The sequence below is a fragment of the Pseudomonas sp. NFX15 genome, assembly GCF_049132105.1.
GTDB lineage: Bacteria > Pseudomonadota > Gammaproteobacteria > Pseudomonadales > Pseudomonadaceae > Aquipseudomonas.
In genome coordinates, this window is sequence record NZ_JAFMPV010000002.1 from 199360 (window position 1) to 212882 (window position 13523).

10 protein-coding genes, 4 tRNA genes and 1 pseudogene are annotated in these 13523 nt (G+C 60.0%); 10 read left to right on the forward strand and 5 right to left on the reverse strand.

What is annotated here, in order from left to right:
* The first annotated feature begins 196 nt into the window (after positions 1–196).
* Positions 197–895 carry an orotidine-5'-phosphate decarboxylase gene (gene pyrF, locus J1D76_RS03055; RefSeq protein WP_320401455.1) on the forward strand — a complete coding sequence of 233 codons (699 nt, stop codon included), beginning with the start codon at positions 197–199 and terminating at the stop codon, positions 893–895.
* 104 nt (positions 896–999) lie between these two features.
* Here the strand turns inward: pyrF and J1D76_RS03060 are convergent, their stop codons facing one another.
* Positions 1000–2004, reverse strand: coding sequence for an NADP-dependent oxidoreductase (locus J1D76_RS03060; protein ID WP_421136970.1), 1005 nt, complete (start codon positions 2002–2004; stop codon positions 1000–1002).
* A 235-nt stretch (positions 2005–2239) separates the two neighbouring features.
* Between J1D76_RS03060 and J1D76_RS03065 the strand changes: the two genes are divergently transcribed.
* From J1D76_RS03065 to J1D76_RS03080, 4 genes and pseudogenes are all read left to right on the forward strand, one after another.
* Positions 2240–3001 carry an SDR family oxidoreductase gene (locus J1D76_RS03065; protein ID WP_421136971.1) on the forward strand — a complete coding sequence of 254 codons (762 nt, stop codon included), beginning with the start codon at positions 2240–2242 and terminating at the stop codon, positions 2999–3001.
* Between the two features lie 224 nt (positions 3002–3225).
* Positions 3226–4611 carry a PLP-dependent aminotransferase family protein gene (locus J1D76_RS03070; RefSeq protein WP_421136972.1) on the forward strand — a complete coding sequence of 462 codons (1386 nt, stop codon included), beginning with the start codon at positions 3226–3228 and terminating at the stop codon, positions 4609–4611.
* A 147-nt stretch (positions 4612–4758) separates the two neighbouring features.
* Positions 4759–5823 (forward strand): annotated as a pseudogene (locus J1D76_RS03075) (HAMP domain-containing protein); the annotation flags it as partial.
* Positions 5821–6684: a methyl-accepting chemotaxis protein gene (locus J1D76_RS03080; protein ID WP_421137103.1), complete on the forward strand. Its 864-nt coding sequence runs from the start codon at positions 5821–5823 to the stop codon at positions 6682–6684. The pseudogene J1D76_RS03075 and the gene J1D76_RS03080, both read left to right, overlap by 3 nt.
* A gap of 122 nt (positions 6685–6806) precedes the next feature.
* Here J1D76_RS03080 and J1D76_RS03085 read toward each other — a convergent pair whose 3' ends face one another.
* Positions 6807–7565 (reverse strand): hypothetical protein, encoded by a 759-nt coding sequence (locus J1D76_RS03085; RefSeq protein WP_421136973.1) that lies wholly within the window; start codon positions 7563–7565, stop codon positions 6807–6809.
* 384 nt (positions 7566–7949) lie between these two features.
* On the opposite strand from J1D76_RS03085, the gene J1D76_RS03090 reads away from it, so the two are divergent.
* The 4 genes from J1D76_RS03090 (at position 7950) to J1D76_RS03105 (ending at position 8362) form a co-directional block, all read left to right on the forward strand.
* Positions 7950–8025: transfer RNA gene (locus J1D76_RS03090), tRNA-Glu, on the forward strand.
* 2 nt (positions 8026–8027) lie between these two features.
* Positions 8028–8103: transfer RNA gene (locus tag J1D76_RS03095), tRNA-Gly, on the forward strand.
* Positions 8104–8207: 104 nt separating this feature from the next.
* A tRNA-Glu gene (locus J1D76_RS03100) sits at positions 8208–8283 on the forward strand.
* Between the two features lie 3 nt (positions 8284–8286).
* Positions 8287–8362 (forward strand) — tRNA-Gly (locus J1D76_RS03105).
* Positions 8363–8496: 134 nt separating this feature from the next.
* Here J1D76_RS03105 and J1D76_RS03110 read toward each other — a convergent pair.
* Entirely contained in the window at positions 8497–9123 is a 627-nt protein-coding gene (locus J1D76_RS03110; protein ID WP_421136974.1) for an alanyl-tRNA editing protein, read from the reverse strand.
* Between the two features lie 90 nt (positions 9124–9213).
* Here J1D76_RS03110 and J1D76_RS03115 point away from each other — a divergent pair, with 90 nt between their 5' ends.
* Complete coding sequence (locus tag J1D76_RS03115; RefSeq protein ID WP_421136975.1) at positions 9214–10212, forward strand: LysR substrate-binding domain-containing protein; 999 nt, start codon at positions 9214–9216, stop codon at positions 10210–10212.
* Between the two features lie 167 nt (positions 10213–10379).
* Here J1D76_RS03115 and J1D76_RS03120 read toward each other — a convergent pair whose 3' ends face one another.
* Both J1D76_RS03120 and J1D76_RS03125 read right to left on the reverse strand, forming a co-directional pair.
* Complete coding sequence (locus J1D76_RS03120) at positions 10380–10787, reverse strand: PA2817 family protein (RefSeq protein ID WP_224537100.1); 408 nt, start codon at positions 10785–10787, stop codon at positions 10380–10382.
* Between the two features lie 74 nt (positions 10788–10861).
* On the reverse strand, positions 10862–13309 hold the full coding sequence (locus J1D76_RS03125) for an acyl-CoA dehydrogenase (RefSeq protein WP_421136976.1): 2448 nt from the start codon (positions 13307–13309) through the stop codon (positions 10862–10864).
* Positions 13310–13523: the final 214 nt, after the last annotated feature.

A 13523-nucleotide genomic window follows, 5' to 3' on the forward strand; every position in this document is an offset into this window, starting at 1 on the left:
TAAGGACCTGTTGCGGTTGCCGAGGGTAGCGGGACCGGGTGTTGCGGGCGTGTCGTGTGTGTATCTAACTCGACACAATGGCTTCAAGGGCTAGTCTTGCCTGAGCCGTCGCGACGATTTACCGATCATCGGGTCCCGCAGCGGCGCTGGTTCCGCTACAATGCGCGCCGATTTCGACTTGCCTGAGAGCCCACTCATGTCCGCCTGCCAGACTCCTATCATCGTCGCCCTGGATTTCCCTACTCGTGACGCCGCACTGAAGCTGGCCGATCAGTTGGACCCGAAACTGTGCCGGGTCAAAGTCGGCAAGGAACTGTTCACCAGCTGCGCTTCGGAAATCGTCGGCACCCTGCGCGACAAGGGTTTCGAAGTGTTCCTGGACCTCAAGTTCCATGACATCCCGAACACCACGGCGATGGCGGTGAAGGCCGCGGCGGAAATGGGCGTGTGGATGGTCAATGTGCATTGCTCGGGCGGCCTGCGCATGATGGCGGCGTGCCGTGAAGTGCTGGACCAGCGCAGCGGGCCGAAGCCGCTGCTGATCGGCGTGACCGTGCTGACCAGCATGGAACGTGAAGACCTGGCCGGTATCGGGCTGGACATCGAGCCGCAAGAGCAGGTGCTGCGCCTGGCCGCCCTGGCGGAAAAAGCCGGGATGGACGGCCTGGTGTGCTCGGCACTGGAAGCCCAGGCCCTGAAAACCGCGCACCCGTCGCTGCAACTGGTGACCCCGGGGATTCGCCCGGCGGGCAGCGCGCAGGACGATCAGCGTCGCATTCTCACCCCACGTCAGGCACTGGATGCCGGTTCCGACTACCTGGTAATTGGCCGTCCGATCAGTCAGGCAGCAGATCCGGCCAAAGCCTTGGCCGACGTTGTGGCCGAACTGGCTTAATCGCCCACCTGTAGGAGCCGGCTTGCCGGCGAATGCTTCACTGAGGTTTGACTCAATAACCGCGGTGACGCGTTCGCTGGCAAGCCAGCTCCTACAGGGGATTGTCAGACCTTCAGCACCAACTTCCCGAAATTCTCGCCGCTGAACAGCTTCATCAACGTATCCGGAAAAGTCTCCAGCCCTTCGACGATGTCTTCCTTGCTCTTGAGCTGCCCCTTGGCCATCCAGCCGGCCATTTCCTGGGCAGCGCTGGCGTACTGGGCGGCGTAGTCCATCACCACAAAGCCTTCCATGCGCGCACGGTTGACCAGCAGCGACAGGTAATTGGCCGGCCCCTTGACCGCTTCCTTGTTGTTGTACTGGCTGATGGCGCCGCAAATCACCACCCGCGCCTTCATGTTCAAACGGCTCAACACGGCGTCGAGAATGTCGCCACCCACGTTATCAAAATACACGTCGACGCCTTTCGGGCATTCGCGCTTGAGGCCGGCGACCACATCTTCGTTCTTGTAGTCGATTGCACCATCGAAACCCAGTTCATCGATCAAGAACTTGCACTTGTCGGCGCCGCCGGCGATGCCGACGACACGGCAGCCTTTGATCTTGGCAATCTGCCCGGCAATGCTGCCCACCGCACCGGCCGCGCCCGACAGCACCACAGTGTCGCCGGCCTTCGGCGCGCCGACGTCGAGCAGGGCGAAATAGGCCGTCATTCCGGTCATGCCCAGTGCGGACAGGTAGCGGGGCAGTGGTGCCAGTTTCGGATCGACCTTGTAGAAGCCTCGCGGCTCGCCGAGGAAGTAATCCTGTACACCGATGGCGCCATTGACGTAATCACCGACGGCGAATCCGGGATTGTTGGAGGCAACGACTTTGCCGACACCCAGGGCACGCATGACTTCGCCCAGACCTACCGGCGGGATGTAGGACTTGCCCTCGTTCATCCAGCCGCGCATGGCCGGGTCCAGGGACAGGTATTCGTTCTTGACCAGGATCTGACCTGCCGCCGGTTCGCCGACCGGTACTTCCTGATAGGTGAAGGTTTCACGGGTCGCCGCGCCGACCGGGCGTTTGGCGAGCAGGAATTGGCGATTGGTCTGGGAACTCATGGCAGGCACTCAAGATGAATGAAGCTTTGTTGATAGCCGTTCAGCGACGATGCCGCAAGTACGGCTGATGCGGCGAATGCCGATGGATCCAGTGCAGTGATAGTTGGTACGGCAGTTCCATCACTGCCACTCATGGGCGCCCAACCGGAGACTTGATAGTGCTGCCGTGTTCAATACCTCCATGGCTAGACTGGTGGAACGCGATTCCCCGCATTCTTCTTTTGAGGACCTAACGATGAGCATGACGTTTTCTGGCCAGGTGGTTGTGGTGACAGGCGGGGCCGCAGGCATTGGCCGCGCGACCGCCCAGGCGTTTGCCGTCGCGGGCCTCAAGGTCGTGGTGGCCGATATGGACACGGCGGGGGGCGAGGGCACCGTTGCGCTGATTCGTACGGCCGGTGGCGAAGCGACCTTCGTGCGCTGCAACGTGACCGTGGAAAGCGATGTAAAAAATCTGATGGACGAAGTGATCAATACCTACGGTCGTCTCGACTACGCCTTCAACAATGCCGGCATCGAAATCGAAAAAGGCAAACTGGCCGAAGGCACCGTCGACGAGTTCGACGCGATCATGGGCGTCAACGTCAAGGGCGTCTGGCTGTGCATGAAGTACCAGTTGCCGTTGCTGCTGGCGCAAGGGGGCGGTGCCATCGTCAACACGGCGTCGGTCGCAGGCCTTGGAGCGGCACCGAAAATGAGCATCTACGCCGCGTCCAAGCATGCGGTGATCGGTCTGACCAAATCGGCCGCCATCGAATACGCCAAGAAAAAAATCCGGGTCAACGCGGTCTGCCCGGCAGTGATCGACACCGATATGTTCCGGCGTGCCTATGAAGCCGACCCGAAAAAAGGCGAATTCGCCAATGCCATGCACCCGGTAGGCCGCATCGGCAAAGTCGAAGAGATCGCCAGCGCGGTGTTGTACCTGTGCAGCGACGGCGCGGCATTCACCACCGGTCACTCGTTGGCCGTGGACGGCGGTGTTACCGCGTTTTAACACGACACTGTAGGAGCGAGCCTGCTCGCGAAGAGGGCGGATCGGCGACATTAGTGTGGCTGGCACGCCGCTTTCGCGAGCAGGCTCACTCCTGCAGGTTTGGATCGGCCAGGCAATGTATTTCAAATGATGAGAACCAAGGGTTTTGGCGGCGTTGTCGCACAAGCCTTCGAGCGCCCCTGTGATTAACTGCTGTTCGCAAAACCACAGGAGTGTGCTTGCTCATGGAATTGAGAATCGACCGACAGGCGCTGGTGCCCGTCGTACAGCAAATTGTTGATGCGCTGACCTGCTGGCTGCATGCCAGCGAGGTTTCGCCCGGTACGCGCCTGCCCTCGGTGCGGCAGATAGCGCGAGCCAATCTGCTCAGTCAGTCCTGCGTCGCCCAGGCCTGCGAACGCTTGGTGACACAAGGCCTGCTGGTATCACGCCAGGCGGCCGGTTATGCAGTGGCAGACCCCTCAAGGGTGGTGAGTGCAACGCACGAACCGTCATGGCTGGAAGGCGCGGAACCCGAGCGTCAGCCTGTTTCCGCCGAATTGCGCTTGGGTTGCGGTGGCTTGCCTGAAAGCTGGCGCGAGACGGACGACCTGAGCTATGCGATCCAGCACGTCAGTCGCTCCGACACGGCCAGCCTGTTCAACTACAGCTCTGCGCTGGGGTCGCTGGCCCTGCGCCAACAGATCCTCAAGCGCCTCAAGCTGCTGGGTGTCACGGCACAGGACAGCTGCATCATGACCACGGCGGGTGCCAGCCAAGGGCTCGACCTGATCGTGCGAACACTGTTCAAGGCCGGTGACCGGGTGGTGGTGGAAAGCCCAGGCTATCCCTTGTTGTTCGATCTGCTCAGGTTACACGGCGTGCTGATGCTCGAGGTGCCGCGGGCTGCGCCAGGGCCGGACATGGACGTGCTCGAAGCGCTGATGCGCGAACACAAACCCCAGGGGTTGTTCATCAACAGCTTCTATCACAACCCGACCGGCAGCAGCCTTACGTCGGTGATGGCGCGCCACCTGCTGCAACTCGCCAAGGCCTATGGCGTGCAGGTGATCGAAGACGATGTCTACGCCGATTTATACAGCGGTTCCGGTTCGCGCCTGGCGGCACTCGACGACAGCGTGATCTACGTCGGCAGCTTTTCCAAGACACTGAGCAGCTCGTTGCGGGTTGGCTTTGTGGTGGCCAATTGTGAGGTCATTGCGCAACTGGCCGAGGTCAAGATGATCAGCAGCATGGGCGCCTCACCATTTAGCGAATCGGTGCTGACGTGCCTGTTGGCCAACGGTGCCTACCGCAAATTGGTGCAGCGCCAGCGCCAGCGCTTGAACAGCGACCGGTTGGCCGCGTTGCAACTGCTCGAAGACGCCGAATGGGAGGTTTTCGGCAAGCCGGCGGGTGGCCTGTTCATCTGGGCGCGATCAAGAATCTCGGACGAGGAGCAGGTACGAACCGCAGCGCGACGGTTCGGAATACGTTTGTCATCGAAGACCGCCTTCAATCCCGCCGGTGAAGCCAGTGACTGGCGACGAATCAACGTGGCGTATGCCTGCGACCCGCGTGCACGAGCGTTCTTTCAGGCCACTGCCCCGGATCGACCTCAAGCGTTCTGAAAGCGACTTTGGCGTAGCTTTTTGCCATTATTGCGGCGTCAACGTCTTGTGTTGCTACCGGCCCGTTGCGAATCTTCCACTACAGACTTTGGCAGAGGACTAAGTGCAATGATTTCGGGCGTGCAAGGACGTTTTGCCAACCTCGGTATGGCAAAAAAACTGGGGATCGGGTTTGTCCTGGTGCTTTTATTGACGGCACTGGTGGCGGGCATTGGCGTGTGGTCTTTGCAAACCATTAGCCAGCGTTTCGACGGACTCAAGCAGATGTCATCGCTCAACAGCGGTTTGCTCAAGGTGCGATTGCTGGAGCAGGAATACGCGTTGCACGGTAGTCCGAAAACCGTCGACGCCTTGCATGAAGGCGTTGACGGCCTGGTCGCCCTGGCCAGCCAGTTGAAGACTGCGTCTGCGGCCAACGTGCCGGTGATGAATGATGTCGAGCAATCCCTGGGTGCCTATCGCAAGGCCATTGACGAGTTTGTCTCGCTCAGCCAAGCCAAGGACCTCGCGTTGGAAATGGCCAGTTGGTCGGTGTCCAGCGTGGCCAATAACCTCGACGTCTTGCAATCCGGGCTTGCCGATGACGGCGCCTATACCCTGAAGGATTCCGAAGGCAAGGACGGTGCGCAATTCATCGAGCAGGCTGGCCAGGTCAGCCAGGTTTCGCGCTTGATGCTGCAAGCCATGAATGAAGCCCGCGTACGCCTGGACCAAAGCCGCAAAGGCGACAACAGCGCCGGGCAAGGCAAGATCGAACAGGCCAGCCAGGCATTGGCGCAGGCCGAGCAGCTCAAGACCACGGTCAAGGATGAGGGTTACCAGACCGTCCTCAACGAGGTGACGGGCCATATCGCCAGCTTCAGTGACAAGCTCACCGAATACACCGGCCTGCTGGCCCAGGAAAAAACCGTCTATCAACAATTACATGAACGCGCGGGCCAGGTGGTGGAGCGTGTCGATCAGGCGTATGCCGCTGAAGACCTGGCGATGCAGGCCGAACTGAAAAAGAACGCGCTGCTGATCATCGGCTCTTCGGCCCTGGCCTTGCTGGTAGGGCTGGTCGCGGCTTGGTTCATTACCCGGTTGATCGTGGCGCCGTTGCGCAGTGTGATTGAAGTGGCGCAGCAGATTGCGTCGGGGGATTTGAGCGGGACGGTCGACGTGACCCGCCGTGATGAAATCGGCCAGTTGATGCAGGCGATGCAGCAAATGAGCGCAGGGCTGAGCCACATTGTCAGCGGCTTGCAGTCGGGGATCGAACAGCTGGCGACTTCCGCGCAATCCTTGTCGACAGTGACTGAGCAGACCAATCTGGAAGTCAGCACGCAAAAGGAGGAAACCGAACAGGTCGCCACTGCGATGAACCAGATGACCGCCACGGTGCACGATGTCGCGCGCAATGCCGAAGAAGCAGCACTGGCCGCGCAGACCGCTGATGGCAAGGTTGAAAGCGGCCAGCAGGTGGTGCGCCAGAGCATGGTGCGGATCGAGCAGTTGGCGGATTCGGCGACGTCGGCCAGTTCGAGCATCGAAAGCCTCAGTGCTGAAATCCAGAACATCGGTACGGTGTTGAGTGTAATCAAAAGCGTGGCCGAGCAAACCAACCTGCTGGCATTGAACGCAGCCATTGAAGCGGCCCGGGCCGGCGAGCAGGGCAGGGGATTTGCCGTGGTCGCCGATGAAGTGCGTGCATTGGCCAAGCGAACCCAACAATCGACCGAGGAGATCGAACGCCTGGTCAGCGCCTTGCGCTTGGCCGCGCAGTCGTCGGTGCAGCAGATTCAGAGCAGTGGCGAGTTGGTGAGGCTGGCGGTCAGCGATGCGTTGCAAACTGAAAGTGCGCTGGGAAGTATTGCGGCGGCGGTGTCGTTGATCCAGCAGATGAACCAGCAGATCGCCGCAGCGGCCGAGGAACAGAGTTCGGTGGCCGAAGAGATCAACCGTAGCGTCACCAGTATTCGCGCCAGTGCCGATCAGTCATCCCTGGCAATGCAGGGCAATGCTGCATCGAGTACTCAGTTGGCGCAACTGGGCGTTGAGTTGAAGGCAATGGTGGGGCACTTCCGGCTTTAAAGGCTTTTTGTAGGAGCGAGCCTGCTCGCGATGGTCGCTTACGATAACGCGCATTAGCTGGTTGAACGCGGCGTTCTGCAGTCCATCGCGAGCAAGCTCGCTCCCATAGTGGTTTTTGCTGATCAGTCGTAGATCGCTTTTTTCTTCCAGTCGGCGTCGGCCTCGACGTCCTTTAAACCTTCGGTCAACTGATTGACTTCGCCTTCGACCGGCGCAATGCGGTCCATGACCTGGTCGTTGGCGCGGGCCAGGAGTTTCTCGAGGTATTCCAGCTGTTCGGCGTAGACCTGCGGCTCCTGTTGTTTGCGCAGGTACTGCACGCCGCGTTCGAACGCCAGGCGCGCTTGCCCGGGCTGATTCTGCTGCAACGACTGCTGGCCCAGGTTATTGAAGAACTCAATGTGCAGCAACACCAGGATGTGGCGCACTTCGCGGATCCAGCGCTTGGCTTCGTTGGCTTGCAAGAAGCCGTCGTGTGCGGCGCGGGTGATCTGGCCATGCAGCGCTTCAAGAAGGAAACGCACATCCTTGGCCTTGGCTTCGGTCTGGATCGGTGCGGGCGGGTTGTTGACCGGGATGGATTCACCCTGGCCCGTCAGCGTTTCCAGCTCGACGATCCGTGCCTTGAGATTGGCGCTGGACTTTTGCAGGTTGAGCAAACGCTGGCAGACATTCAGTTCCAGGCGTGCCAGCAATAGCTTGAGTGCCGGGGTCATCAACTGGCCGGGGAACGTCTCGGTGATTTCGCCGCAGCGGCGCAGGCGATCATTGAGCTCGATCTTGGTACGGGTCTTCTCCAGCTTGTTGTTTTCCACCACATGGTTCATGTAGCCAATGGCGATCAACAGTGCGATCCCGGCTACAACTAGCAGGGTGATCATGAGTGGCGTCACCGGTAAGACCTCTTTATAGGGTACGCATGCGAGTGTAGAGGCTGGGCATTTGAGCGCCTAGGCCCGCATGACGGGTTGGATCGGACATGCTTGTGGCTATATCGGCCGCAGCGGCGCTTCTATAAATGATGGCACTCGATAGACCGATTGCCATCATGGATAGACTATAACGTCTTGGCGGGTGTCAGAATATAGGCGTCAAACCCCGGGCAGCGGAAAAACCGCTAAGGCGTCCAAAAGCAGGGCGAAGTCATTGATTTAAATAAATTTATATCAGGGGGTTGACGACCTCTCAATCCATCCATAGAATGCGCGCCACTTGCAGCGTAAAGCACACAGCGAAACGAAGCAGGGAGTGAATGTTGTACGTGTGTCCCCTTCGTCTAGTGGCCTAGGACACCGCCCTTTCACGGCGGTAACAGGGGTTCGAGTCCCCTAGGGGACGCCAATGCGGGAATAGCTCAGTTGGTAGAGCACGACCTTGCCAAGGTCGGGGTCGCGAGTTCGAGTCTCGTTTCCCGCTCCAATTTTAAACAGCGTTGCTTTCGGGCAGGGCTGAGTGAAACCAGAACCAAGTCTTCGGATGCGGGTCTGGACACCGAAACACACACCATGTGTTCCGGGTAGCGTGTCCCCTTCGTCTAGTGGCCTAGGACACCGCCCTTTCACGGCGGTAACAGGGGTTCGAGTCCCCTAGGGGACGCCATTTGCGGGAATAGCTCAGTTGGTAGAGCACGACCTTGCCAAGGTCGGGGTCGCGAGTTCGAGTCTCGTTTCCCGCTCCAATTTCACAAAAACGCCGCTCATTGAGCGGCGTTTTTGTTTTCGCGTTTTTTATGCTCAAAGAAATAAAGGCCCGCCAGTCTGACTGTGCGGGCCTTTTTTGCGTTGCGGGGCGCCCTCAGCGCCCGTCCTGCGATCAATCGACGTGGTAGTGGACGGACAACGTACCTTTTTTCTGCGACAGGCTGGCGATGGTGACGGTTCCCACATCCTTCAGGCTGCGCACATGGGTGCCGCCGCAACCGTAGGCCGGCAATTCGCCAAAGCCGATTTCGCGGGCGCCTTCGCGCAAGGAGGTCAGGCGCGGCAGATCGTGGTCGATCCACTGCTTGATGCCGTGCTCGATGGCCGGGGCCTCTATGTCCTGTGCGGTGTTGCCTGGCTTGAATTGCACACGGCCTTCGTCCGGCCAGTGATGTGCCTTGACCGGCATCCAGCCGAGGGCTTGCACAAAGTGCCCGATCAAATGCCCGGCCGAATGCATGCGTGTGTTGAACAGTCGGCGTTGTTCGTCGATGCGGATGGGCGTCATGCCGATTTTTACCGGGCGATCGACAAAATGAATGATCCGCTCGGGATCCTGAACCACGCGCAGGACCTGGCTATCGCCAATCCAGCCCGTGTCAGAAGGTTGCCCGCCACCTTGGGGGTGGAACAGTGTTGCTCGCAGCACCACGGCAAACTCGTGCTCGTGGGGTGTACATTCCAGGACTTCCACGTTGGCCTTGAGCTCATCACTATGGAAAAAAAGGCGCAGCGTCATATTCCGGACTCGTATTGGATTTCTCTTTTTTATTATAGGAATCCTGTAAATGCGTGATAATCCAGCCAACCATCAAAGGACTGTTGCGCTGTGAGCATAAATCTACCTTTGCCGCTGCTCGGTGAAATGGCGATTTTCGTCAAGGTTGTCGAGACCGGCAGCTTCTCCGAGGCGGCGCGCCACCTGGGCTCTTCACCGTCGGCGGTTAGCCGGAGCATTTCGCGCCTGGAGAAGGCGCTGGCTACCCGGCTGTTGCAACGGACCACCCGCAAATTGCGCCTGAGCGACGGTGGCGAGGAGGTGTTCAAGCGCTGCCAGGAAATGGTCAACGCCGCCCGCTCGGTGATGGAGATCAGCGGCCAGTTCACCGATGAACCTGAAGGCCTGGTGCGCCTGAGTGTGCCTAAAGCCGTGGGCCGGATCGTGATTCACCCGCACATGCCGGAGTTTCTGCGGCGTTATCCCAAAGTGGATGTCGAGTTGTTGCTGGAGGATCGCCAGGTCGATTTGATCGACGATCATGTCGACCTGGCGATTCGCATCACTGATCGGCCACCGGCGGGATTGGTCGGGCGGCAGTTGCTGACCATCGACCATTTGCTTTGTGCGACGCCGCAGTACCTGGCCGAACACGGCACGCCGACGCATCCCCATGATTTGCTCAACCACAGTTGCATCTACCTGGGTGAAACTCCGAGCGATGCCCGCTGGAAATTCAAGAAAGGCAGCAAGTCGGTAACCGTTGGTGTGCGCGGCCGGTATGCCGCCAATCACACTGGCGTGCGGTATGGCGCGGTGTTGCAGCACATCGGCATTGGCAGCTTGCCGTATTTCACTGCGCGCCATGCCCTGGCGAAGGGCTTGATGGTGCAGGTGCTGCCGGACTGGACTTTCCTGGCGTCTTACCATGGCGGTGCCTGGCTTTTGCATTCGCCCACCCGGTACCTGCCGCCAAAGCTTCGGGTGCTGATCGATTACCTTGTGGAGTGTCTGGAGAAGGAGCCGACACTGGGCAAACCAGGTCCGTCGAATGGCCCCGGCTGGTCCCCATCGGAGTATGAACTGCCGGAGAGTGACGGCCTGTTTTAATCCCGGAACCAAGCACCTGTAGGAGCCGGCTTGCCGGCGAAGGCGCCATTGAGTCTTGCGGCGATGCTGGGGGTGCCTTCGCTGGCAAGCCAGCTCCTACGCAATCGAAGGCACAAAAAAGGCCCGCGGGTTAAATCTGGCGGGCCTTTTGAACGACGGGGCGCGGATCAGTGCTTGCTGTCCTGGTTCGACAACGCCAGCAGCTGTTTTTCCTGGTTCCAGTCGAACGGTTCGTCGTTCTGTTCAGCTTCGAAGCGACGTTCTTCCAGCGCCTGGTACAGGTCGATTTCGTCATCGGGCATGTAGTGCAGGCAGTCGCCAGCGAAGTACCACAGCAGGTCCCGCGGTACGAGATGAGCGATCTGTGGGTAGCGGGTGATGATTTGGCACAGGATGTCCTGGCCCAGGTATTGGCTTTCGATCGGATCGACCGGCAGCAACGCACGCAGTTCGTCGAAGCGCTCCAGGAACAAGGCATGGCTTTCTTCGGGCACCTGATCGGCCTCACCTACGGCGACCAGGATACTGCGCAGGTGGTCGAGCAAAACAAGATGGTCGGCAACGATGTTGGACACGAGATAAGTCCTCAAGAGCAAAACGGGCGCGGGAGTATAAAGCCCCCGCGCCCGTTTTTACATGTTTGAACGGATCAGCGGATTTTTCCCTCCGCCAGTGTCAGCGCCTCTTTGTCAAAATCATCGACATCGATCACCTTGCGCCGGGCCGCTTCGGCTTCGCGCAGGGTGTGTGCTTCCACCGGCTGCAACACACCGGCCTCCAGGGCTGCATCGATCAGCGACTCACCGGCCACGGGCCTGACCTGACCGCCCTTGACGGCCACGTGCAGCTTTTTCTGCAAAGGCTGCGCGGCGCTCAACAGGTTGCAGGCGTGCTGCAATGCGCCGACCGGATCGTCGTTCGATTGCGGGCGGTAGCAACCCAGCAGCAATTCTTCCAAGGCAGGATCACCCTTGGCGCGTCCGATCAAGGCAGCGACTTCGGCCCCAAGCTTGTCCGGCGGGCCTTTGTGCCGGCGCCCGAACGGGAACACGATCACCCGCAGCAGGCAGCCCACGACCTTGTTCGGGAAATTGTTCAGCAGTTCATCCATGGCACGCTCGGCCTGGCCCAGGCTTTCTTCCATGGCCCAGGCCAGCAGCGGCGTCATGTACTCCGGTGAGTCGAGATCGTGGTAGCGCTTTAGGGCGGCGGACGCCAGGTACAGGTTGCTCAGGACGTCGCCGAGTCGTGCGGACAAACGTTCGCGGCGCTTCAGTTCACCGCCCAGCAACATCATGCTGAGGTCAGCGAGCAGGGCAAATGCCGCTGATTGGCGATTGAGTGCGCGGAAATAACCCTGACTGAGTTTGTCACCGGGGGTGTGTTCCAAATGCCCGAAGCCGAGGTTCAGCACCAGCGTGCTGGCGGCGTTGCTCACGGCAAAACCGATGTGCCGCAGGAGCAGGTCATCGAACTCGGTGAGTGCCTGATCCTTGTCTTCGCGGCCGGCGAGGGCCATTTCCTTGAGCACGAAGGGGTGGCAGCGGATGGCGCCCTGGCCAAAGATCATCAGGTTGCGCGAGAGAATGTTCGCGCCTTCAACGGTGATGAAGATCGGTGCACCTTTCCATTTGCGGGCAAGGTAGTTGTTCGGCCCTTCGATGATCGCCTTGCCGCCGTGCACGTCCATCGCATCGCTGATGCAGTCGCGCCCGCGCTCGGTGAGGTGGTACTTGAGAATCGCCGACAGCACCGAGGGCTTTTCGCCCAGATCAACCGCATTGGCGGTGAGCATGCGCGCGGCGTCCATCATCCAGGCGTTACCGCCAATGCGCGCCATGGCCTCCTGGATCCCTTCGAACGCGGCAATCGGCACGTTGAATTGCTCGCGAATCTGTGCGTATTGGCCGGTCACCAGGCTGGTGAACTTGGCCATGCCGGTGCCCACCGCCGGCAGCGAGATCGAGCGCCCGACCGACAGGCAGTTCATCAGCATCATCCAGCCTTTACCGAGCATCTCCTGGCCGCCGATGAGGAACTCCAGCGGCACGAACACATCCTTGCCCGAGTTCGGGCCATTCATGAAGGCAGCCCCCAGCGGCAGGTGGCGGTGGCCGATCTCGACTCCGGCGGTGTCGGTCGGTATCAGCGCCAGGCTGATGCCCAGGTCTTCCTTGTCACCCAGCAGGTGATCCGGGTCGTAGGCCTTGAAGGCCAGGCCGAGGAGGGTGGCCACTGGGCCGAGGGTGATGTAGCGCTTTTCCCAGTTCAGGCGCAGGCCGAGCACTTCCTGGCCTTCCCATTGGCCTTTGCAGATCACCCCGGAGTCCGGCATGCCGCCGGCATCGGAGCCGGCCAAGGGGCCAGTGAGTGCAAAGCACGGGATGTCATCGCCGCGTGCCAGGCGCGGCAGGTAATGATTGCGTTGTTCATCGGTGCCGTAGTGCAGCAGCAGTTCGGCCGGGCCGAGGGAGTTGGGGACCATCACGGTGGAGGCGAGGTCGCCGCTGTGGCTTGCCAGTTTCATCGCCACTTGCGAGTGGGCATAGGCAGAGAAACCCTTGCCGCCAAACTCCTTGGGGATGATCAGGGCGAAAAACCCGTGTTCCTTGACGAAAGTCCAAACTTCGGGCGGCAGGTCCAGGGTCTGGCCGAGCTGCCATTCATTGACCATGGTGCACAGGGTTTCGGTTGGCCCGTCGATGAACGCCTGTTCCTCTTCGTTCAATTGCGCTTTCGGGTAGGACAGCAGCTTGTTCCAGTCCGGACGCCCGCTGAACAATTCACCGTCCCACCACACCGTGCCGGCGTCGATGGCATCGCGTTCGGTTTGCGACATCGGCGGCAAGGTTTTCTGGAACCAGCTGAACATCGGCGCGCTGAACAATTTGCGGCGCAGGTCGGGAAGCACCAAGGGCAGGGCGACAGCGGCAATCAAAATCCACAAGACCAGTAGCAGCCAGCCCGGCGCACGGCTGAAAGCCCCCATGGCCACGACATAAACGGCGACGATGGCCAGGATGGGCAGCGGGGCAATGCGCCGGTGAGCCAAATAAGCAATCCCGACCAGCAAAACCAGTATCCACAACAGCAGCATATTCATTCCTCCGTGAAACCAGGGCGGACCAGCCCTCAGAGCTTAGACGGCATCCGCAAAACAGGGTGGTCAGCGCAATGTGATTGAATTCGTGGGAAACCCCGGATGATTTTCGAGCGACAAACAGGTTGCACGCGTGGGAAAAGCGTTGAATGAGCGAGCGACAAAGCGCCCATGTTTGGCCGATATGTCGTTATCTCTGTGCTGAAGCTCT

What these genes read in the sequence shown, in the direction of transcription:
- pyrF (WP_320401455.1), top strand. Translation starts at nt 197, where the DNA reads ATGTCCGCCTGCCAGACTCCTATCATCGTCGCCCTGGATTTCCCTACT.
- J1D76_RS03060 (WP_421136970.1), bottom strand. Translation starts at nt 2,004, where the DNA reads ATGAGTTCCCAGACCAATCGCCAATTCCTGCTCGCCAAACGCCCGGTC.
- J1D76_RS03070 (WP_421136972.1), top strand. Translation starts at nt 3,226, where the DNA reads ATGGAATTGAGAATCGACCGACAGGCGCTGGTGCCCGTCGTACAGCAA.
- J1D76_RS03080 (WP_421137103.1), top strand. Translation starts at nt 5,821, where the DNA reads ATGAGCGCAGGGCTGAGCCACATTGTCAGCGGCTTGCAGTCGGGGATC.
- J1D76_RS03065 (WP_421136971.1), top strand. Translation starts at nt 2,240, where the DNA reads ATGAGCATGACGTTTTCTGGCCAGGTGGTTGTGGTGACAGGCGGGGCC.
- J1D76_RS03085 (WP_421136973.1), bottom strand. Translation starts at nt 7,565, where the DNA reads ATGATCACCCTGCTAGTTGTAGCCGGGATCGCACTGTTGATCGCCATT.
- J1D76_RS03110 (WP_421136974.1), bottom strand. Translation starts at nt 9,123, where the DNA reads ATGACGCTGCGCCTTTTTTTCCATAGTGATGAGCTCAAGGCCAACGTG.
- J1D76_RS03125 (WP_421136976.1), bottom strand. Translation starts at nt 13,309, where the DNA reads ATGCTGCTGTTGTGGATACTGGTTTTGCTGGTCGGGATTGCTTATTTG.